This window comes from Saccharothrix sp. ALI-22-I, assembly GCF_001984175.1.
GTDB lineage: Bacteria > Actinomycetota > Actinomycetes > Mycobacteriales > Pseudonocardiaceae > Actinosynnema.
Map to the genome: position 1 here is coordinate 228,786 of NZ_MTQP01000064.1, position 20,926 is coordinate 249,711.

The window sequence follows — 20,926 nt, forward strand, 5'->3', positions numbered from 1 at the left end:
CGTCGATGCAGACGCTACGCTGGCAACACGTGCCCAGCAGGTCGGTTCGCTACCGGTGGACAACCGCCAGGGCCGTGGTCAGCTCCGCCACGGACGTCACCGGCCGGTCGCACACGTACCCGCGGCACACGTACGCCGCCGCGCCGCCGTCCACCAACGGCCGGTCGGCCAGCAACGGCGCGGAGTCCGGCGCGCCCGCCACCACCACACCGCCGCCGTGCACGCCCCGCCACGCGGCGCTGACCAGGTCGGACGCGTCACCGACCACCGCGACCTGCACCGGCCCCAGCGCCAACGCCTCGGCCACGCTCAGCCAGTGCCCGGCGAACCGGGGCTCACGGGCGGCCAGCAGCCCGGCCCGCGCGACGGCGGCCTCGGCGGCGTCCCGGTAGGTCGACGGCCCGCCCAGCACGGACGCCGTCACCAGCGCCGAGGCCAACGACGAAGCGCCGGACGGGCTCGCGTTGTCCGACGGGTCCGACGGCCGCTGCACCAACGCCTCGGCGTCGTCGGCCGTGTCGTAGTAGACGCCGGGCTCGGAACCCGCGAACCGGGCCAGCGCGGTGTCCAGCAGCCCACAGGCGACGGTGAACCACTTGACGTCACCGGTCGCCTGGTGCAACGCCAGCAGGCCGTCGGCGAAGCACCCGTAGTCCTCCAGCACGCCCGCCGCCGTGCCCGCGACACCGTGACGAGACGTCCGCAGCAGCCGCCCGTCGACCAGGTGCACGTCCAGCACGAGCGAAGCCGCCCGCGCCGACGCCTCCACCCACCGCGGCTCCCCGAACACCGCGCCCGCCTCGGCCAGCGCCGCGATCGCCAACCCGTTCCACGCCGTCACGACCTTGTCGTCACGCCCCGGCTGCGGCCGCCGGTCGCGCACCTCCAGCAGCTTGGCCGCGATCTCCGGATCGGGCGAACCGAGCATCCGCAACGTCGAGCTGCCGTGCTCGAACGTGCCCTCGTCCGTCACGCCGTAGAGCTCCGCAGCGCGCGCTCCGGTCGCCAACCCCAGCGCCTCGACCAACTGCGCGGGCGTCCACACATACGTCAAACCCTCGACGCCCTCGGTGTCCGCGTCGAGCGACGCCGCGAACCCGCCCTCCGGCGTGCCGAGGTCGCGCAACAGGAACTCCGCCGTCTCCCGCACCACCGCCCGGTACCGCGGGTTGTCGTCACGGCGGCTCAGGTGCGTGTAGGCGCGCAGCAGCAAGGCGTTGTCGTACAACATCTTCTCGAAGTGCGGCACCACCCACGCCGCGTCCACGCTGTACCGCGCGAACCCGCCCGCCAGCTGGTCGTACAGCCCGCCGTCCGCCATAGCGCTGCACGTCGCCCGCGCCATCGAGAACGCCTCGACCGACCCGGTCCGCTCGTAGTGCCGCAGCAGGAACTCCAGCACCATCGACGGCGGGAACTTCGGCGCGCCACCGAACCCGGCGTTGGTCCGGTCGAAGTGCCCCAGCAACGACACCACCGCACCCGCCAGCACGTCGGCGTCCACAGTGGACTGAGGAAGCGGCTTGAACGCCAGCTGCGACACGATCCCCGCCGCCGACTCGCGCACCTCGTCGCCCTGCTCACGCCAAGCGTGCGTGATGGCCTCCAGCACCTGCCCGAACGACGGCATGCCCGGCCGCGGCGACGGCGGGTAGTACGTGCCCGCGTAGAACGGCTCGCCGTCGGGCGTGAGGAAGCACGTCATCGGCCACCCGCCGTGCCCGCTGAGCGCCTGCGTGACCGCCATGTAGACCGCGTCCACGTCCGGCCGTTCCTCGCGATCGACCTTGATGTTGACGAAGTGCTCGTTCATGTACGCCGCGGTGGCCTCGTCCTCGAACGACTCGTGCGCCATCACGTGACACCAGTGGCACGCCGCGTAACCGATCGACAGCAGGACCGGCACGCCCCGTTCACGGGCCTCCTCGAACGCCTTCGGCGACCACGGCCACCAGTGCACCGGGTTGTCGGCGTGCTGGAGCAGGTACGGGCTGGTCGAGGACGCGAGCCGGTTCGTCATGGCTCCACAGTAATTCCCGGACAATCACCGGACCGGTCGATCAGACTGTGCCAATGGTTCCCCCGAACGAGCCCCTTCCCCACGACCTGCGCCACGAGACGGGCCCGTTCGACGTGATCGGCGACGTGCACGGGTGCCAGGTGGAACTGGTCCACCTGCTCCGCGAACTGGGCTATTCCAGCGAAGGCGTCCACCCGGAGGGCCGCAAGGTGGCGTTCCTGGGCGATTTGGTGGACCGCGGCCCGGACACGCCGGGCGTGCTGCGACTCGCGATGGCCATGGTGGCGGCGGGCAACGCGGTCTCGGTGCGCGGGAACCACGAGGAGAAGCTGGTGCGGGCGTTGAAGGGCCACAACGTCACGATCGGCCACGGACTGGCGCAGTCGTTGGACCAACTGGCCCGCGAGACGGCGGCGTTCCGCGCCGAGGTGCTGGCGTTCTGCGACTCCCTGGTGCCGCACTACGTCCTGGACGGCGGCAAGCTCGTCATCGCCCACGCCGGCCTCCCCGAGCGCTTCCACGGGCGTGAGTCGGCACGGATGCGGTCGTTGGCGTTGTGGGGTGTCAGCACGGGCGAGTACGACTCCCGGGGGTTCCCGGTGCGCCACCCGTGGGCGGAGGACTACCGGGGTGCGGCGATGGTCCTCTATGGACACACGCCGATCGAGGAACCGGAGTGGGTGAACGGAACCCTGTGCCTGGACACGGGCTGCGTGTTCGGCGGCAGGCTCACCGCCCTGCGCTACCCGGAACGCGAGATCGTGTCCGTCCCGGCCCGCCGCGTCTGGTACCGGCAGTAGGCTCACGGACTGTGCGCGCGAGCTACCGGGAGCGCCCGCCCTGGTTAGCGCGGGTGGGTGACGTCGGCGCGGGCGTGCTCATCGCACCGGACCTGGTGCTGACGTGCTCACACGTCGTGCCCCACGATTCGGTGGACGTCACCCTCGTGCACGTGGGTTCCACGGTCGCCGCGTCCGTCGAATTCAGGGATGACGACGGCGACCTGGCCGTTCTGCGCCTGGCCACCCCGGTTTCCGCCGTCTGCGCGCCGCTGCGCGCGCCGACCGCGTTGAGCGACCACACGTACCTGGTGCAGGGCTTCGCGGGCGGCAACCACACCGAGTCGCGCGGCAGGCTCGGCGGACGGGTCGGCCCGGGCTGGGTGCAGCTGGAACACACCTCCGGCCACCGCATCGACCGGGGCTTCTCCGGCGCGCCGGTGTGGGACGACACGCTGCAAGCCGTGGTGGGCATCGTCGTGACCGCTCACAAGGCCGTGGGTGGCGGCAACCTCATCCCGGTCGAGGAGATCGTCCGCTTATGGCCCTCCGCCGCCTTGTACACGGGCTGGCGGGTCGACCTGGACGACGCCTTCGACACCCACTGGCTGCCCCGTGCGCGCGGCGTCGAGCCACACGAGCCCACCGACGTCTGGCACTTCGTCGGCAGGCACCGCGCGTTGACCGAACTGGCCTTCTACCTGCAAGGACCGGCGGACGGGCGGGTGCGGGCGGTGGTCGGGAGTCCCGGCAGCGGCAAGAGCGCCGTGATCGCGCGGACCGTCGTACTGGCCGACCGCGCGGGCCGCCCACTCGTGCCCACGAACAGCCTCCCGCCCGAGGTCGCTCTCCCACCGGTCGGCAGCGTGACCGTCGCCGTCCACGCCCGCGGCAAGACGTTGATGGACGTAGTGCGCGCCATCGCCGATGGCGCCGACGTCGAAGCGGCCGACCAGACCGAGCTGCTGCAACGCTGCGGGCCCATCTCGGTCGTGGTCGACGCGCTGGACGAGGCGGCGGGCGACGCACCGATGGCCATCGCCACCATGCTCAACCGCCTGGCCACGCACTCGGAGCGGCACGTCGTGGTCGGCACGCGAGTAGGCGCACGCGGGTCCTCCTCGAACGCCCTGCTGACCAGGCTCGGCAACCCGGTGGTGCTGGACCTCGACTCCGAGGGCTACCTCGACCACCAGGACGTGATCACCTACGCCGAACACCGGGTGGACGACCCGGCTCGGGCGGCGGCCATCGCGCGGCACGCGGGTGGCAACTTCCTGATCGCCCAGCTGGCGTGTCTGACCGACTCGGAAAGGCTGCCGACCAGCGTCGGCGCGGCCGTGGACGACTACCTGACCGTTCGGTTCGACCGGCCCCGGGTGGTCCGCGACCTGCTCCTACCGCTCGCCTACGCCGAGGGCTCGGGCCTGCCGGAAGGACCGCTGTGGCTGGCTCTGGCGAACACCCTCGGCGCCACCGACTACACGGCGCACGACCTGCGTGAAGTGCTGACGTCGGCGGCCAGTTACCTGGTCGAGCGGAGCGGTGGGACGTTCCGGCTGTTCCACCAGGCGTTGGACGACACGTTCCGCGCCGAACGACCGGGCCTGGACCAGGTGGTCTACGAGACCCTGCGCGGGCAGGTCACCGGGTGGGAGGACGCGCCGGAGTACGTCCGCGCGCACCTGACGCAGCACGCCGTCACGGCGGGCCGGCTGGACGACCTGGTCGAAGACCTCGACTTCATGCTGACCGCGGACCCTGAACGGGTGGTGCCGCACCTCGCGCACGTCACCTCGGAACGGGCCGTCGCGGTCCGCCGCACCTACCGCCGCGCGCTGCACAGCTTCGAGGACGGCGACCGGGCCCACCGCGCCGCGTGTTTCGCGTTGAAGGCGAGGCAGAGCGGCTTCGGTGGTCTGGCCGACGAGGTCACCGGCCCGGTGGCGTGGCACGCGGCGGTTCTGGCACAGCGCCCCGAGGACGGTTACCAGGTGCTCGCCCGCATCCCGCAGCACACGCGGGTGGGTATGTGGTTGGACCGGCGGGGCAACCCGGCGGTCCTCATCAGCGGGGTCGGCAGTGCGGTACTGCTCCGGTACCAGGACTACCGGCTGGTCGAAGTGGACCGGTTGGCCGACGCGAGCGTCCCCTACTTCACGGTGATCGCGCCGGAGATCCTGCCCGACGGGCGGGAGGTGGCGTTGAGCTCGACCTTGGACGGCGCCCTCGCGCGGTGGTCGTTCACCGATCGGCTGCGCCTCACCGGGATGACCTCGCTCGACGAAGTGCAGTACGTATCGGACGTGGACACGACCACCACCCCGGACGGCAGGCTGCTCGCCGGCGTCGCCGACGGCTCCTCGGTGTGGGTGGTCGACTTCACCGACGACGTCCCTGTCGTGCTGCACCGGGTGCGGTTCGAGGGCCTCTCCCCCAGCCGGGCGTGCGCGATCACCGCCGAGGGCGATGTCGTCCACCTGGCTTGCGCCGGCGCCTTCGGGGTGTGGTTCGCGGACGTGACCGCGAACGGCGTCGTCCGGAACGCGGCGGTCCACCTGACCAAGGAGGTCTCCACCATCATCCGCTTCGCCGCCACGGCAAGCGGGCCGGTGTTGCTGGTCGGGTTCACGAACCGGCCGCCGGGTCTGGTGGAGCGGGTCGACGGTGTCCCGTTCCCCGTGGCCGCGGTGGGCACGACGACCACATCGCCCCCCAACACCGCGACGAAGCCGGGCCTCGCCACGGGTGTCCTGGCGGACGGGCGGACGATCGCCGTGACCTTCGGCGTGTTCGGCGGGGGCGAACTGTACGAGGTGGGGGCCGAGGTCGTCCCGCTCGGCGGACCCCTGGCCGTGAGCCGGGCCATCGACGGCTCACTCGCGATCGGTGACGGACCGTCCGGCGTCCCGGTCGTGCTCACGCGCACCAAGGACCGCGTCCAGATGTGGGACGTCGACCGGCCGGCACCCCCGGCCGACGTGCCGCCGGACATCCCGGACAACGCGCACAACCCCAGGTTCCTGCGAGGTGACGGCACCGAGGTCGTCGCGGTGCACTGGCGCAACGACGAGGTGCGGGTCACGACGGTGACCGACCACGTCATGCCGCCCGTCGAGGTCGCGGTCCGGGGTGACATCCGCGCCGTCGCCCACGCCGACAACCGGCCGGTCATCACGCTGCACCGGGCTGCCGGGACGATCGAGGTGTGGGCGCACACGCCGCGCGGGCTCCGCCGGTCACGACCGGCGATCACGCCGGCCAAGCTTCGCCGACCCGGTTCGCACGAGGCCGTGGACGACACGGGGTCGGCGGTGGTCGTGTGGGACAGCGACGACGAGCTGACGTGGTGGACGTGGGACGGCGGCGGGTGGCGCCCCACCACCGACCGCATCGACCGGGACCCTCACCAGTCGCAGCGGCCTCGGCTCTACCGGCTGCGCGACGAACCGCGACTGCTCGTCACCGGCTCGGCCGCGTTCATCGCCCGTCCCGGCGAGCGCTTGGCGAACCTCGGCGGTGACTGCGGCACCGAGGCCGCGATCGGGTACGACGCCGCCGAACCGGTCGCGGCACTGCGCACCGACGACCGGATCAGCCTGCTGTCACTGGCGGCCGACCGCTTCACGGCGTGGTCACGGCCGTGGAGCCACGGGTTCGCCGGGAACGGCTGGTTCCACGTCGACCTCGCGTTCCCGGCCGCCGGTCGGGCGCTCGTCGCCGCGGGGAGCCTCGAAGGCCGGGTGCGCGTCTGGGCGTGCCATCGCGGCGGCACGGCCCGTGAGCTGGCGTCGATCGACCTGGAGACCGGGCTCGAAGGCCTCATCTGGACCAGGGACCACAAGCTGGTCGTGTGGTACGTGGACGGCGTGCTGAAACTGGACTTCGGCTAGTCCTTCTTGCCGTCGTCGTCCCCGGTCGTGGGTTCGGTGGCTGTCGGCTTGTCGAAGGACGCGGGCACCTTCTTCAGGTGTTTGTTCATCGACCTGACCAGGAAGAACACCGCGATGAAGAACAGCACCAGGATCAGCAGGCCCAACGGGGAGGACTTGCCGAAGTCCTCCTGCTGGCCGCCCGGGTCCTTGTCCGGGGACGGCACCGAGGGCTGTTGGGCCAGCACGATCGCCGTGGTCTGCTCCCACGGGATCGGGCCGGACAGCTGGTCTGGCGCAGTCACGCGGTCACCCTCTCCCGGACGCCCGCGAACAGGTCGTCCTCGGGCACGGTGCTGTCGACCAGCGACCGGGCCAACTCGTACTCCTCCGTCGGCCACATCTTGCGCTGCATCTCCAGCGGCACGGCGAACCAGCGGCTCTCGGGGTCGATCTGGGTGGCGTGGGCCTTCAGGGCCTCGTCGCGCACCTCGAAGTAGTCGGCGCACTCGACGCGGGTGGTGACGCGCTCGATGACGTCCGGCTTGTCGGTGCTCCAGCCCGCCAGCCACTCGGCGTACGGGGACTCCTGGCCCTCGGCGATCAGGGCTTCGTGGAAGGCCATCAGCTTCGCGCGGGAGAAGCCGTGCGAGTAGTACAGCTTCAGCGGCTGCCACGGCTCGCCCAGCTCGGGGTAGCGCTCCGGGTCGCCCGCCGCGTCGAACGCGGCGACGGAGACCTCGTGGCAGCGGATGTGGTCGGGGTGCGGGTAGCCGCCGTTCTCGTCGTAGGTGACGATCACGTGCGGGCGGAACTCGCGGATCACCTCGACCAGCGGCGGCGTGGACTCCTCCAGCGGGACGAGGGCGAAGCAGCCCTCCGGCAGCGGCGGCAGCGGGTCGCCCTCGGGCAGGCCCGAGTCGACGAAACCGAGCCAGCGGTGCTGCACGCCCAGGATCTCGGCGGCGCGGGCCATCTCGGCGCGCCGGATCTCGGCCATGTTGTCGAGCACCTCGGGGCGGTCCATGGCGGGGTTCAGGATGCTGCCCGCCTCGCCGCCCGTGCAGGTCACGACCATCACTTCGTGGCCCTCGGCCACGTAACGGGCCATCGTCGCGGCACCCTTGCTCGACTCGTCGTCGGGGTGCGCGTGCACCGCCATCAGGCGCAGCTTCTCAACCATGACGGTGGTGCTCCTCCTTGGCCCTGCCGAATGAGGCGTCTCCAGCCCCTGCGACACTCAACGCGGTAGTCGGTGGTCATTGTTCCCCACGGGCAGGAGGGCGTTGGCAAGTGGCACTGCCCGAGGGTCGGTACGGCAAACCCCGCAGGCCGCTGCCCCGGTGGGCCCGCTGGTCACTCCCCGTGATCGCGGTGCTGATCGGCAGTGTCATCGCGTGGGTCGGCTACCGCAACCTCGGCACCCAGCCCGTCGAGGCCAAGCAGACCGCGTTCGAGGTGCTGGACGACAGCTCCGTCGAAATCACGTTCGAAGTGGTCAGGCAGACACCGGAACAGGCTGTCGTGTGCATCGTGCGCGCGCGTTCCCAGGACGGCGACGAGGCGGGTCGGCGTGAGGTCCTGGTCGAGCCCGGCGCCGACACGGTGCGCGCCACGACGGTGCTGAAGACGTCCAAACCTCCGGTCACCGGAGAGGTCTTCGGCTGCTCCTACCAGGTTCCGGCTTACCTGTCCACGAGGTAGCGGCCAAGCGGGTGATCTGCAGGTTTAGTGGCGGATCCGGGAACAAAACACCGTCGCTGAGCGTTGTACGCGTGTTACTCTGGCCTCTCAGCACGGCCCCGACGCGGGCCGTGTTTTTCCGTTCCGGGCTGGTGTGCCCGGGAACTGCCAGCCCACGCCGTGGGCCGGAGCAAGACAAGGAGTTGGTGACCGTGAGCGACACTGAGGTGACCTGGCTGACCCAGGAGGCCTACGACCGGCTCAAGGGAGAGCTGGACGAGATGATCGAGAATCGCCCGGTCATTGCTGCGGAGATCAACGCGCGTCGCGAAGAGGGTGACCTCCGCGAGAACGGCGGGTACCACGCGGCCCGCGAGGAGCAGGGCAAGCAGGAGGCCCGCATCCGCCAGCTGCAGGAACTGCTGAGGGTCGCCAAGGTCGGCGAGGCACCCACGGTCACGGGCGTCGCGGCGCCCGGCATGGTGCTCACCGTTCGTTACGACGGTGACGACGAGACCGAAGAGTTCCTGCTGGCGACCCGTGAGGAGGGCGCGCACGGCGCGCTGGAGGTCTACTCCCCCTCGTCCCCGCTGGGCAAGGCGTTGCTCGGCGCCAAGGAGGGCGAGACACGCCAGTACGAACTGCCCAACGGCAACACGATGAAGGTCACCCTCATCAAGGCCGTGCCGTACGCCGGCTGACCCCAAGACATCAGCAGGGCGGCCACCAAACGGGTGGCCGCCCTTCTGCTGTCCCCCACCCCACCCCCGCGAGAGTCGAACACTCAGGCCGCGCGTGTCCAACGTTCAGAACACGCGTGTCCAACGTTCAGAACGCGTATGTCCAACGTTCAGGACCCCCGAATTCAACGCTCAGAACACGCGTGCGTCAGACGATGTGCTCCAGCAGCGGGCGCACGCGTGGCGGGACGGGGGTCGAGAGCGCGATCGACGTGGACAGGCGCTGCACGCCCGGCACGTCCACGATCGAGTCGATCACCCGCTGCAAGTCGGCGTTCGACCGGGCCACCACCCGCACGAACAGGTCACCCGGTCCGGTGGTCGCATGGACCTCGCACACCTCGTTGATGGCGGCCAACCCGTCGGACACCTCGTGCCGTCGTCCCTGCGCGATCTCCAGCACGGCGAACGCGGTCAACCCGTAGCCCATCGCGGCCAGGTCGAGCGCCGGCGGGAAGCCGGTCAGCACACCGCGCGCCACCAGCCGGTCCAGCCGGGCCTGCACCGTGCCGCGCGCCACGCCGAGCCGCCGTGAGCACTCCAGCACGCCCAGCCGGGGCTCGTCGGTGAGCAGCAACAACAGCCGTGCGTCCAAGGCGTCCACAGGCTGGTCAGAGTGTTCAGTTTGTGGATCTGAGGGCATGTACCACTGTACAAAATGATCAGCGAAAGAAGCGACTGTTGCTCACCCTGACCAGGCGTGCACATCCTGTGAGGTATGACGCAGCAGCTTGACGACGTGAGCTACGACCAGCTCCGCCAACTCGTGGGCCTGGTCGACTACGACGGGACGCGCGACCCGTTCCCCGTCCGCTCGATGGACGCCGTGGTCTTCGTGGTCGGCAACGCGACCCAGACCGCGTGGTTCTACCAAGTCGCGTTCGGGATGCGGCTCGTCGCGTACTCCGGGCCGGAGACCGGGCAGCGGGACCACAAGTCCTTCGTGCTCAAGTCCGGCTCGGCGCGGTTCGTGATCAACGGCGGCGTCCGGCCGGACAGCCCGCTGCTCGACCACCACCGCAAGCACGGCGACGGCGTGGTGGACCTCGCGCTGGAGGTCGTCGACGTGGACCGGTGCGTCGAGCACGCACGTGCCCAGGGCGCGACCGTCCTCGAAGAGCCGCACGACCTGAGCGACGAGCACGGCACCGTCCGGATCGCCGCCATCGCGACCTACGGCGAGACCCGCCACACCCTGGTCGACCGGTCCCGCTACACCGGCCCCTACCTGCCCGGATACGTGGTCAGGGAGAGCACGGTGGTGCGGCCCGAAGGCGCGCCGAAGCGGTTGTTCCAGGCGGTCGACCACTGCGTGGGCAACGTCGAGCTCGGCCGGATGGACCACTGGGTCGAGTTCTACAACCGGGTCATGGGCTTCGTGAACATGGCCGAGTTCATCGGCGACGACATCGCCACCGACTACTCGGCCCTGATGAGCAAGGTCGTCTCCAACGGCAACCACCGGGTGAAGTTCCCGCTCAACGAGCCCGCCGTGGCCAAGCGCAAGTCGCAGATCGACGAGTACCTGGAGTTCTACGAGGGCGCCGGCGTACAGCACATCGCTCTGGCGACCAACGACATCGTGACCACGTTGACCGCGATGCGTGCGGCCGGGGTCGAGTTCCTGGAGACGCCCGATTCGTACTACGACGACCCGGAACTGCGGGCGCGCATCGGCGAGGTGCGCGTGCCGATCGAGGTGCTGAAGGAGCACCGCATCCTGGTCGACCGGGACGAGGACGGCTACCTGCTCCAGATCTTCACCAAGCCGATCGGGGACCGGCCGACGGTGTTCTACGAGCTGATCGAGCGGCACGGGTCGCTCGGCTTCGGCAAGGGCAACTTCAAGGCCCTGTTCGAGGCGATCGAGCGTGAGCAGGAACGTCGGGGCAACCTCTGACGTTGTGTCTGCGGCGGGCCGGTTCGGGTACCCCCTGGGCCGGCCTTTCCTGTCGGAACGCTGACGATGGCCTACCGGGTGCGCCGAGACCGGTACTCTCGGTGTGGGGACATCTCACACAGCATTCACCTGGAGGGTGGCATGGCGCTCGCGGCACGGGTCACCGCGGTGCTCCCGCTCGTCGGAGCGGTGGCCACGGCCGTGGCGTTGACCGGCGCGGCCTTCTTCACCGTGGCCCACGCGGGGTGCGCGGAGACCGGCCGGTTCGTGGAGCGCGACGGCGTGGTCGAGTTCGTCGGCGGTTGCGTGGACGGGCAGGAGCTGCCCGCCGTGCCGCGGGTGGAGAACGCGCGGTACGACGTCAAGCCCTGAGGTTCTGTCCGGCCGACGTTCGCGCCATAGTGGAACCATGTGTCGCAACATCAGGGTGCTCCACAACTTCGAACCGCCCGCCACCGAGGACGAGGTCCGTGCGGCGGCCGTGCAGTACGTGCGCAAGGTGAGCGGCTCGGCCCACCCGTCGGCGGCGAACCAGGAGGCGTTCGACGCCGCCGTCGAGGCGGTCGCCGAGGCCACCCGCGTCCTCCTCGATGCCCTGGTCACCAAGGCCCCACCCCGTGACCGCGAGGTAGAAGCCGCCAAGGCCAAGGAACGCTCCGCCGCCCGCTACGGCCCCCGCTAACCCCGAGAGTCGAACCCCCAGCCCCCGCGTGTCCAACGCTCAGGACCCCCGAATTCAACGCTCAGGTACCGGGAGTCGACCGGTCGAGCAGCACGAAACCCCGCGCTCGGACCGGCTGAGCGCGGGGTTCGGGTGTTCTGAACGTAGAACTCGGGGGTCCTGAACGTAGGACTCTCGCGACCTGAACGTTCGACTCTCGCGTTCTGAATGTTCAACTCACGTGTTCTGAGCGTTGGACACGCGCGTTCGCAACGTTGGACACGCGGGGGGGGGTGGGGTGGGGGTTAGGTTAGGGCGGTTAGGAGGTCGGTGATCAGGTCGTCGGGGGACTCGATGCCGACTGAGATGCGGATCAGGTCGGCGGGGACCTGGAGGAGTGAGCCGGCGGTGCTGGCGTGGGTCATGCGGCCGGGGTGTTCGATCAGGGATTCGACGCCGCCCAGGGACTCGGCGAGGGTGAAGAGCTCGGTGCGGGAGCAGACGCGGAGGGCCGCTTCCTCGCCGCCTTCCACGGTGAACGAGATCATGCCGCCGAAGCGGCGCATCTGCTTCGCGGCGATCTCGTGGCCGGGGTGGTCGGGGAGGCCGGGGTAGAGGACCCGGGTGACCTTCGGGTGCCGGAGCAGGGCTTCGGCGATCTTCTCGGCGTTGTCCGAGTGCTTCTCCATGCGCACTTCGAGCGTCTTGATGCCGCGCAACGTCAACCACGCGTCGAACGGCCCCGGCACCGCGCCCGCGCCGTTCTGGAGGAAGCCGAACTGCGCGTCCAGGTCGTCGTCCGACGTGATCAAAGCCCCGCCGACGACGTCCGAGTGCCCGCCCACGTACTTGGTGGTCGAGTGCAGCACCACGTCCGCACCCAGCTCCAACGGGTTCTGCAGGTACGGCGAGGCGAACGTGTTGTCCACCACCAGCCGCGCCCCCGCCGAGTGCGCGACCTGCGCGAGCACGGCGATGTCGGCGATGTTGAGCAACGGGTTGGTGGGCGTCTCCACCCAGATCACCTTGGTGTTCGGACGCACGGCCGCACGCACCGCGTCGACGTCGGACAGCGCCACCGGCGTGTGCTCGACGCCCCACTGGCCGAGCACCTTGTCGATCAGCCGGAACGTGCCGCCGTACGCGTCGTTCGGGATGACGACGTGATCACCAGGGCGGCACATCGCACGCAGAGCGGCGTCGGTCGCGCCCATGCCGGAGGCGAACGCGCGCCCGTGCCGTCCGCCTTCGAGCGCCGCCAGGCACTCCTCCAGCGCGGCACGGGTGGGGTTGCCGGTGCGGGAGTACTCGAACCCGCCGCGCAGCCCGCCGACGCCGTCCTGGGCGTAGGTGGAGGTGGCGTGGATCGGCACGATGACCGAGCCCGTCGTCGGGTCGGGGTCCTGCCCGGCGTGGATAGCCCTGGTCGCGAAACCGTAGTGGCCGGTGTCCGTCATGGCTCTAGGGTACGGCGATCGAAAAAGCAAGCGCCCGTCGGCTGGATGGCCGACGGGCGCTCGGGTGAAACTCGACGGGTAACCCCGTCACCACTGCTGGGGCGGCTGCTGGCCGTACGGGTTGGGCTGCTGCGGCTGGCCGTACGGGTTCGACGCCGGCGGCTGACCGTAGGGGTTCGGCTGCTGCTGGCCGTACCCGCCACCACCACCGGGGTAACCACCGGGGGCCTGGGCCGCCGGGGCGTTCACCACGACGGTGCCCATGATCTTGTCCGCCCACGTCTGCTTCTTCGCTTCCCACAGCGGCGCGAACCAGCCCGCGTAGCAGGCGATCGAGTCGACGAAGTGGCACAGGTGGCGGACGAAGGCGTTGCCGAAGCCGATCGGCTGCCCCGTCTCCTCCTTGATGAGCTTGACCTTGGCGATCTTCTTGCCCATCGACTGGCCGGTGGTGCCCGCCAGGTACCAGGAGTTGTAGATGATGAAACCGAGGTAGGCCACGTACCCGACCCCGTACATGATCAGCATGATCGTCGGGTCACCGGAGAGCCCGCCGATGGTCAGCAGGATGGCGAGCACGAGACCGGGCGCGACGTAGTCGATCAGCGCGCCGACCGCGCGGCTGCCCCACTCCGCGTACCCGCCGGCGGGCGGCGGAGGCCCGTACGCGGGCTGGCCGTAGCCGGGCTGCGCGCCCCACGCCTGCTGCTGCGGCTGCCCGTACGGGTTCGCCTGAGGCTGGGCCGGCGGCTGGCCATAGGGGTTGGACGGCGGCTGCTGGCCGTACGGGTTCGGCTGAGGCTGGCCCTGCGGCTGACCGTACGGGTTGGACGGCGGCTGCTGACCGTACGGCTGCTGGCCGTACTGGGCGGGCGGCTGCTGACCGTAGCCAGGCTGCTGGGCCGGGAACGATCCCGAGCCCGGCTGCTGCACCGGCTGGCCGTAGGGGTTGGACGGGGGCTGCTGCTGGGTCGCGCCCGGGGACACGACCTGGGTCGCGTCCGGGTTCGAGCCGGGCTGCTGGCCGGAGGGCACGACCTGGGTCGCCTCCGGCGGCGGGAAAGCAGGGGGCTGACCGCCGCTCGGCACGACCTGGGTCGCGTCGGCGTTCGGGGGCTGGGCACCCTGCCCCTGCTCCTGCTGGTGTTGACCGCCGAACTGCTGGTTCTCTGGCGGCTGCGGAGCGTTCATCGGAGTTTCCAACCCCCTTGGCACGGGCCGTAGGCGTATGAGTCGGTGGCCAACGCTAGCGGATGCCGCCGCGCCGGCCACCGGCAACCGGTCAACCCGTCCCAGATCAGCGACCGGCGAGGAAACCCAGGATGTCCTGCCGGGTGACGACGCCGGCGGGCTTTCCGTCCTCCAGGACCAGTGCACCGTCCGCTGAGGACAGTGCGTGCATGGCCGAACTGATCGACTCGCCCGCGCCGATCGTGGGCAGCTTCAACGACATGTGCCGGTCCAGCCGGTCGGTCAGCTGCGCCTTGCCGGTGAACAGCGCGTCGAGCAGGTCCCGCTCGTTGACCGCGCCGGCGACCTCGGCGGCCATCACCGGCGGCTCGGCGTTGACGACCGGCATCTGGGACACGCCGTACTCGCGCATGATCGCGACCGCCTCGGCGACCGTCTCATTGGGATGGCCGTGCACGAGGTCGGGCATCGTGCCGTCCTTGCGCCGCAACACGTCCCCGACCGTCGCGCCGGACATGTCCGGCGACAGGAAGCCGTACTGCGCCATCCACTTGTCGTTGAACACGCTGGACAGGTAGCCGCGTCCGCCGTCGGGCAGCAGCACCACGATCACGTCGTCCGGGCCCGCGTGCTCGGCCACCCGCAGCGCCGCCGCGACGGCCATGCCGCACGACCCGCCGACGAGCAGACCCTCCTCGCGGGCCAGTCGCCGGGTGATCTCGAACGAGTCGGAGTCGCTCACCGCCACGATCTCGTCGCACACGGTCCGGTCGTAGGCGTCCGGCCAGAAGTCCTCGCCGACGCCCTCGACCAGGTACGGCCGGCCGGTGCCGCCGGAGTAGACCGAGCCCTCCGGGTCCGCGCCGATGACCTTCACCCGGCCCTCGGAGACCTCCTTGAGGTACTTCCCGGTGCCCGAGATGGTGCCGCCGGTGCCGACGCCCGCGACGAAGTGGGTGATCCGGCCCTCGGTCTGCCGCCACACCTCGGGACCGGTGCCGTGGTAGTGGCTGGCCGGGTTCTCCGGGTTGGCGTACTGGTTGGGCTTCCACGCGCCGGGGATCTCGGCGACCAGGCGGTCGGAGACGTTGTAGTACGAGTCGGGGTGTTCCGGCGCGACCGCGGTCGGGCACACCACGACCTCGGCCCCGTAGGCCTTGAGCACGTTGCGCTTGTCCACGCTGACCTTGTCCGGGCAGACGAAGACGCACTTGTAGCCCTTCCGCTGGGCCACCAGCGCCAGGCCGACGCCGGTGTTGCCCGACGTGGGCTCGACGATCGTGCCGCCGGGCTTGAGCTCGCCGCTGCGCTCGGCCGCCTCCACCATGCGCAGGGCGATGCGGTCCTTCACGCTGCCGCCGGGGTTGAGGTATTCGACCTTGGCCAGGATGAGCGGCTGGAGCCCTTCGGCCACCGTGTTCAACTTCACCAGCGGCGTGTTGCCGACCAGGTCGACAACGCTCTCGACGTACTCCACGACGGCGCCTTCCACTTCTTGAGATGACCCGCTGAGCCTATATGGGTGTCGCGGCGGTCGGCGGGTGGACGATTCGGTCGGTGGACGATGAACACCGGGAGAAGGGGTGGTCTCGATGCGGGGGTTCCGGCTCCTCGCGGTGGTCGCGGGCGCGTTGGGCGGGTTGACCGGGGTCGCGTACGGGCTGTTCACCGAGCAGTCCAGGCGGGCGCGGGTGGTGATCGGGGTGCCGGACGCGCCGCCGTTGCGGGCGGACGGGGTGTACGGCGTGCACAGCGCTCGTCCGGCCGGGCGGCGGCTGAGCGACGTGGACGGGGCGGGGGCGCAGGTCCGGTTCGCGGTACTCGGCGATTCGATGGCGGCCGGGCTGGGGGTGGACGACCCGGCCGAGTTACCGGGTGTCGTGCTGGCGACGGGGTTGGCCGACGAGATCGGGTCGCCGGTGCGGCTGGAGACGTACGCGATCTCCGGGTCCACGACCCGCGACCTGTCGGCTCAGGTGGACCGGGTGGTGGCCGACCCGCCGGACCTGGCGCTGGTGATCATCGGCGCGAACGACGTGACCACGCGGCTGTCGATCCCGGTGTCGGCGGCGTTGCTGGGCGCGGAGGTGCGGCGGCTGCGTGCGGCGGGGGTCGGGGTGGTGGTGGGGACGTGCCCGGACCTGGGGACGGTGCGGCCGATCGGTGAGCCGCTGCGGTCGGTGGCGCGTGGCTGGTCACGGCGGTTGGCGCGGGCCCAGCGGGTCGAGGTGGAACGGGCGGGTGGCGTGGCGGTGGCGTTGGGGGATCTGCTGGCGGCGGAGTTCCACGCACGGGCGGACTACTTCAGCCGTGACCGGTTCCACCCGAGCGCGGCGGGGTACGAGGCGGCGACGTCGATCCTGTTGGCACCGTTGTGCGGCGTCCTTCGTCACGAGTGGTGGCCGCACTGAACGGGCGTTAACTAGGCTGCACGTCACACGTTGCGGCGAAACAAAGGAGTTCCGTAATGCCTGAGGCCGTCATCGTTTCCGCTGCCCGGTCGCCCATCGGGCGCGCGGGCAAGGGCTCGCTCAAGGACATGCGCGCCGACGACCTGACCGTGCAGGTCCTCAAGGCCGCGCTGGCGAAGGTTCCGCAGCTCGACCCGAACGACATCGACGACCTCATGCTGGGCTGCGGCCTGCCCGGCGGCGAGCAGGGTTTCAACCTGGGCCGCGTGGTGTCCGTGCTGGCGGGGTACGACAACCTGCCCGGCACCACGGTCACGCGTTACTGCGCGTCCAGCGTGCAGACGACCCGGATGGCGCTGCACGCCATCAAGGCGGGCGAGGGTGACGTGTTCATCAGCGCCGGCGTGGAGACGGTGTCGAGCTTCGCGCGCGGGTCGTCCGACTCGTGGCCGGGCACGCACAACCCGGTGTTCGCCGACGCCGAGGCCCGCACGGTCGCGGTCGCGCAGTCCGGCGCGTCGGAGTGGGTGGACCCGCGCGTCAACGGGCAGTTGCCGGACGTCTACATCGCCATGGGCCAGACGGCGGAGAACCTGGCGCTGACCAAGGGCGTGTCGCGCGAGGAGATGGACCAGTTCGGCGTGCGGTCGCAGAACCTCGCCGAGAAGGCCATCGCCAACGGCTTCTGGGCGCGCGAGATCACCCCGATCACGCTGCCGGACGGCACGGTCGTGTCGACCGACGACGGCCCGCGACCCGGCGTGACGATCGAGGGCGTGTCGGGGCTCAAGCCGGTGTTCCGGCCGGACGGGCGGGTCACCGCGGGCAACTGCTGCCCGTTGAACGACGGCGCGGCGGCGTTGGTGATCATGAGTGACGTGAAGGCGCGGGAGCTGGGCATCACGCCGTTGGCGCGGATCGTGTCGACCGGCGTGTCCGGGTTGTCGCCGGAGATCATGGGGCTCGGGCCGGTGGAGGCGTCGCGGCGGGCGTTGGCACTGGCCGGGATGTCGGTGTCGGACATCGACCTGGTGGAGATCAACGAGGCGTTCGCGGCGCAGGTCATCCCGTCGTACCAGGACCTGGGGATCGATCTCGACCGGCTGAACGTCAACGGTGGCGCGATCGCGGTCGGTCACCCGTTCGGGATGACCGGTGCGCGGATCACCACGACGCTGATCAACTCGCTGCAGTTCCACGACAAGCAGTTCGGGCTGGAGACGATGTGCGTCGGCGGTGGCCAGGGCATGGCCATGGTGATCGAACGGCTCAGCTGAACCGCTGAACCGCGTCACGTTTACTGTTACCAGGCGTCCTACCGTTGAGTAGGGAGGTCGGGGTGACGATGCCTTACGTGTGGTGGCACAGCGGGTACGACCGGCTGTGTCACGCATTTCCCGTGCGGCAGGCCTCGGAGGTGTACTTCGAGGCGGCCTGCGCCCACTCGGTGCCGCCGGATCTCGTGGTCCGGACACCGGGTGGGGCGCTGTGCGTGCCGTGCCTGGTCGAGGTGGGTTCAGCCATGGACGACGACCACGGCTGGCGCGACTGACGCACGTTCTGAGCGTTCAACTCGGGTGTCCTGAACGTTGGACACGCGCGTTCTGGAGGTTGGACACGCGTGTTCTGGGGGTTGGACACGCGCGGGACGCGCGGGGGTGTGGGGTGGGACGCCGAAGGGCGTCCTGGCCGGAGCCGGGACGCCCTTCGGGTGTGCTGGGTGGCGCTAGTCGTTCTGGAAGTAGGACAGCAGGCGCAGGATCTCCAGGTACAGCCAGACGAGAGTGGTCATCAGGCCGAACGCGGCCAGCCAGGCGTACTTGGCGGGCAGCGCGCTGCGGATCATCTCGTTGGCGGCCTCGAAGTCCAGCAGGAAGCTGAACGCCGCGATACCGATCACGACCAGGCTGAAGATGATCGCCAGGGTCCCGCCGTCACGCAGGCCCATGTTCACGCCGAACATACCCATGACCAGGTTGCCCAGCATGAGCACGACCACGCCCACGGTGGCGCCGATGATCCACTTGGTCAGGCGCGGCGTGACCCGGATCGCACCCGTCTTGTAGACCACGAGCATCGCGCCGAACACGCCGAACGTGCCGAGGATCGCCTGCCACGCGATACCGGAGTAGAGCATTTCGAACACGCCGGTGATGGCGCCGAGGAACACACCCTCGGCCGCCGAGTAGGCCAGCACCAGCGGAGCGCTCGGCATGCGCTTGAAGATGATGATCAGGGCCAGGACCAGACCGATGAGCATGCCCGGGATCGCCAGCGCGAACGGCTGGACCTGACCGGTGAGCACCAGCCACGCCGAGATGAAGCCGGTGACGATGGCCAGACCGAGCGTCGCGGCGGTCTTGGTGACCACGTCGTCGATCGTGATGGGACGCTCGCCGGTGGTCGGCGGCGCGCCCTGGTAGCCGCCGTACTGCTGCGCCTCGTAGGGCTGGCCGAAGCCTGCGTAGTTACCGCTACCGCCGCCGGTCGGCAGGTTGCGGAACGCGGGGTTGCTGGTGGTACGCACCTCGTCCTCCTGTGGCGTGCTGACGCCGTCACGGGTTCAACGACCACACGAGTCGATCGGTTCCCCGTCGGGTAAAAGTGACTTTACTCGGGTTGTCGATCTCGAATCCACACCCCGCACTGCGGAGCGTAGTCGGCACTCCACCCCCCTGGAGGATTGTCGACATGATCTCGGACCCGTAAGGCTCACCCCGGCAGCTCCTACCCGACGCGCCGAGGGGTTTTGAGGACATCATGGCTTGGAGACGACTTGCCGGCGCGGTGCTCGCGGCCGGTCTGGCCCTGCTCGCGCTGCCCGCCACGGCCGGGGCCCAGCCGGGGCACGGCACCCCACCGGAGCACATCGGGTACGAGACGATCGCGCAGGGGTACAAGGGCAAGCCCGCGGGCGAAGGCGACTGGCTCGGCTCCTACCTCTGGCGCGGCCAGCAGGTGTGGTGCGTGCAGTACTCGCTGCTCGCGCCGGACAGCAACGTGGAGTACCGGGACGGGGACGAACTGCTCTCCAAGGGCGGCTCGAAGCTGCCCGACGACTTCGCGGCCAACATCTCGTACCTCCTGTTGAGGTACGCCACCACCCAGTCGCCTGACGAGTCGGCGGCGCTGGCGCACCTGCTCCACTCCTGGACGGCGTACGAGGACACGACCAACCCGGACCCGGCCCGCCACATCACCCTCGACCCGAACAACGGCTACAAGAACATCGCCTACAACGTCGGCTTCCACTACGACGCGCTCAAAGCGAAGAGTGAAGCGGCGGCGCAGGCGGTGGACCGGATGAAGGCCGAGGCGGAGGCCAACCGCGGGCCGTGGGCGGCCAAGGTGAGCGCGCCGGCGAAGGACCAGATCATCGGCACCCCCGACACGTGGGTGGTGGACATCACCAAGACCGACGGCGGTCAGGTGGCCGGTGTCCCGGTGACGGTGGAGCTGACCGACGCGACGCTGGAGACCGGGGCGCCCGCCGGCGAGCTGACCACGCCGAACGACGGCAAGGCGCTCGCGGTGAAGGTGGTGCCGACCGGGCCGAACCCGTCGTTCACGGTGAAGCTGGACAGCCCGGCCGACCGGCCGAAGGTGCTCGTCCCGGCGGACGCCGACATGCAGCGGATCGTCACCACGGGCGGCGAGAAGAAGCTGGCCGCGAACGCGACGACGACGGCGAAGACGGCGCCGGGTGTGGTGAAGGTCGCCAAGACCGACGCGGAGACCGGCAAGGCGATCGCGGGCGTGGCGCTGCGGGTGACCGCGGCCGACGGCTCGACGCCCGCGAAGCGGCAGGACGACACCGCGTTGACCGGGCCCGAGGGTCAACCGATCGTGCTCCAGACCGCCGCCGACGGCACCGCGGTCGTGCCCGACCTGCGCACGCCGCAGGAGATCTGCGTGATCGAGGTCGCACCGGTCAAGGGCTACGAGGAGTACTTCGACCCGAACGCGCCGCCCAAGGTGTGCGGGACCGTCGAGCCGGGGCAGACGTTGGCGCTGGCGTTGACCAACAAGCCGGACAAGCCGATCGTGCCGATCACGATCCCGGCGGGTTCGGAAGGGGCCGGGGTGGTGGCGAAGGCGTCGTTCACCACCGAGGTCTCGACCGGGGCGGTGGTCGGGTTCGGCGGTGTGGTGCTGATCGGCGCGGCCCTGTTCGGGCTGCTGGGCAAGCGGCGGGCGGCCGCCCGCCGATGA

18 protein-coding genes and 1 pseudogene are annotated in these 20,926 nt (G+C 70.2%); 11 read left to right on the forward strand and 8 right to left on the reverse strand.

The window, feature by feature from the left end; translation table 11 throughout:
- Window positions 1–49: 49 nt before the first annotated feature.
- The gene (locus tag ALI22I_RS26085; protein WP_077008161.1) at window positions 50–2,020 is read right to left on the reverse strand and encodes a thioredoxin domain-containing protein; all 1,971 of its coding nucleotides are present in this window, start codon (window positions 2,018–2,020) and stop codon (window positions 50–52) included.
- 68 nt (window positions 2,021–2,088) lie between these two features.
- Between ALI22I_RS26085 and ALI22I_RS26090 the strand changes: the two are divergent.
- A pseudogene (locus ALI22I_RS26090) lies at window positions 2,089–2,811 on the forward strand (metallophosphoesterase); the annotation flags it as partial.
- Between the two features lie 20 nt (window positions 2,812–2,831).
- Window positions 2,832–6,692, forward strand: coding sequence for a serine protease (locus ALI22I_RS26095; protein WP_179118364.1), 3,861 nt, complete (start codon window positions 2,832–2,834; stop codon window positions 6,690–6,692).
- Here ALI22I_RS26095 and ALI22I_RS26100 read toward each other — a convergent pair.
- Both ALI22I_RS26100 and mca read right to left on the reverse strand, forming a co-directional pair.
- Window positions 6,689–6,958, reverse strand: a complete 270-nt coding sequence (locus tag ALI22I_RS26100; RefSeq protein WP_443216967.1) for a hypothetical protein — start codon at window positions 6,956–6,958, stop codon at window positions 6,689–6,691. The genes ALI22I_RS26095 and ALI22I_RS26100 overlap by 4 nt on opposite strands.
- A 14-nt stretch (window positions 6,959–6,972) precedes the next feature.
- Complete coding sequence (gene mca, locus ALI22I_RS26105) at window positions 6,973–7,854, reverse strand: mycothiol conjugate amidase Mca (protein WP_077008164.1); 882 nt, start codon at window positions 7,852–7,854, stop codon at window positions 6,973–6,975.
- A 110-nt stretch (window positions 7,855–7,964) separates the two neighbouring features.
- Between mca and ALI22I_RS26110 the strand changes: the two genes are divergently transcribed.
- Window positions 7,965–8,375: a DUF4307 domain-containing protein gene (locus ALI22I_RS26110; RefSeq protein WP_077008165.1), complete on the forward strand. Its 411-nt coding sequence runs from the start codon at window positions 7,965–7,967 to the stop codon at window positions 8,373–8,375.
- 185 nt (window positions 8,376–8,560) lie between these two features.
- Entirely contained in the window at window positions 8,561–9,055 is a 495-nt protein-coding gene (gene greA / locus ALI22I_RS26115) for a transcription elongation factor GreA (protein WP_077008166.1), read from the forward strand.
- Window positions 9,056–9,242: 187 nt separating this feature from the next.
- On the opposite strand, the gene ALI22I_RS26120 is transcribed toward greA, so the two are convergent.
- Window positions 9,243–9,737 (reverse strand): Lrp/AsnC family transcriptional regulator, encoded by a 495-nt coding sequence (locus tag ALI22I_RS26120; RefSeq protein WP_077008167.1) that lies wholly within the window; start codon window positions 9,735–9,737, stop codon window positions 9,243–9,245.
- A 75-nt stretch (window positions 9,738–9,812) separates the two neighbouring features.
- On the opposite strand from ALI22I_RS26120, the gene hppD reads away from it, so the two are divergent.
- The 3 genes from hppD to ALI22I_RS26135 all read left to right on the forward strand — a co-directional run bounded on the left by hppD (window position 9,813) and on the right by ALI22I_RS26135 (window position 11,676).
- Window positions 9,813–10,994 carry a 4-hydroxyphenylpyruvate dioxygenase gene (hppD, locus tag ALI22I_RS26125; protein ID WP_077008168.1) on the forward strand — a complete coding sequence of 394 codons (1,182 nt, stop codon included), beginning with the start codon at window positions 9,813–9,815 and terminating at the stop codon, window positions 10,992–10,994.
- 141 nt (window positions 10,995–11,135) lie between these two features.
- A complete protein-coding gene (locus ALI22I_RS26130; protein WP_077008169.1) occupies window positions 11,136–11,366 on the forward strand; it encodes a hypothetical protein in 231 nt (76 codons plus the stop codon).
- Between the two features lie 37 nt (window positions 11,367–11,403).
- Window positions 11,404–11,676 carry a DUF2277 domain-containing protein gene (locus ALI22I_RS26135; RefSeq protein ID WP_077008170.1) on the forward strand — a complete coding sequence of 91 codons (273 nt, stop codon included), beginning with the start codon at window positions 11,404–11,406 and terminating at the stop codon, window positions 11,674–11,676.
- A gap of 284 nt (window positions 11,677–11,960) precedes the next feature.
- Here ALI22I_RS26135 and ALI22I_RS26140 read toward each other — a convergent pair whose 3' ends face one another.
- The 3 genes from ALI22I_RS26140 to ALI22I_RS26150 form a co-directional block, all read right to left on the reverse strand.
- Window positions 11,961–13,112, reverse strand: coding sequence for a cystathionine gamma-synthase (locus ALI22I_RS26140; protein WP_077008171.1), 1,152 nt, complete (start codon window positions 13,110–13,112; stop codon window positions 11,961–11,963).
- Between the two features lie 87 nt (window positions 13,113–13,199).
- Complete coding sequence (locus ALI22I_RS26145) at window positions 13,200–14,303, reverse strand: RDD family protein (RefSeq protein ID WP_077008172.1); 1,104 nt, start codon at window positions 14,301–14,303, stop codon at window positions 13,200–13,202.
- A gap of 106 nt (window positions 14,304–14,409) precedes the next feature.
- On the reverse strand, window positions 14,410–15,780 hold the full coding sequence (locus ALI22I_RS26150; RefSeq protein WP_077008173.1) for a cystathionine beta-synthase: 1,371 nt from the start codon (window positions 15,778–15,780) through the stop codon (window positions 14,410–14,412).
- 115 nt (window positions 15,781–15,895) lie between these two features.
- Between ALI22I_RS26150 and ALI22I_RS26155 the strand changes: the two genes are divergently transcribed.
- The 3 genes from ALI22I_RS26155 to ALI22I_RS26165 all read left to right on the forward strand — a co-directional run bounded on the left by ALI22I_RS26155 (window position 15,896) and on the right by ALI22I_RS26165 (window position 18,266).
- Window positions 15,896–16,714 carry an SGNH/GDSL hydrolase family protein gene (locus ALI22I_RS26155; RefSeq protein ID WP_077008322.1) on the forward strand — a complete coding sequence of 273 codons (819 nt, stop codon included), beginning with the start codon at window positions 15,896–15,898 and terminating at the stop codon, window positions 16,712–16,714.
- A gap of 56 nt (window positions 16,715–16,770) precedes the next feature.
- The gene (locus tag ALI22I_RS26160) at window positions 16,771–17,991 is read left to right on the forward strand and encodes an acetyl-CoA C-acetyltransferase (RefSeq protein ID WP_077008174.1); all 1,221 of its coding nucleotides are present in this window, start codon (window positions 16,771–16,773) and stop codon (window positions 17,989–17,991) included.
- Between the two features lie 62 nt (window positions 17,992–18,053).
- The gene (locus tag ALI22I_RS26165; RefSeq protein ID WP_077008175.1) at window positions 18,054–18,266 is read left to right on the forward strand and encodes a hypothetical protein; all 213 of its coding nucleotides are present in this window, start codon (window positions 18,054–18,056) and stop codon (window positions 18,264–18,266) included.
- A 174-nt stretch (window positions 18,267–18,440) separates the two neighbouring features.
- On the opposite strand, the gene ALI22I_RS26170 is transcribed toward ALI22I_RS26165, so the two are convergent.
- Window positions 18,441–19,241, reverse strand: a complete 801-nt coding sequence (locus tag ALI22I_RS26170; protein WP_077008176.1) for a Bax inhibitor-1/YccA family protein — start codon at window positions 19,239–19,241, stop codon at window positions 18,441–18,443.
- Between the two features lie 233 nt (window positions 19,242–19,474).
- Here ALI22I_RS26170 and ALI22I_RS26175 point away from each other — a divergent pair, with 233 nt between their 5' ends.
- The gene (locus ALI22I_RS26175) at window positions 19,475–20,926 is read left to right on the forward strand and encodes an MSCRAMM family protein (RefSeq protein WP_077008177.1); all 1,452 of its coding nucleotides are present in this window, start codon (window positions 19,475–19,477) and stop codon (window positions 20,924–20,926) included.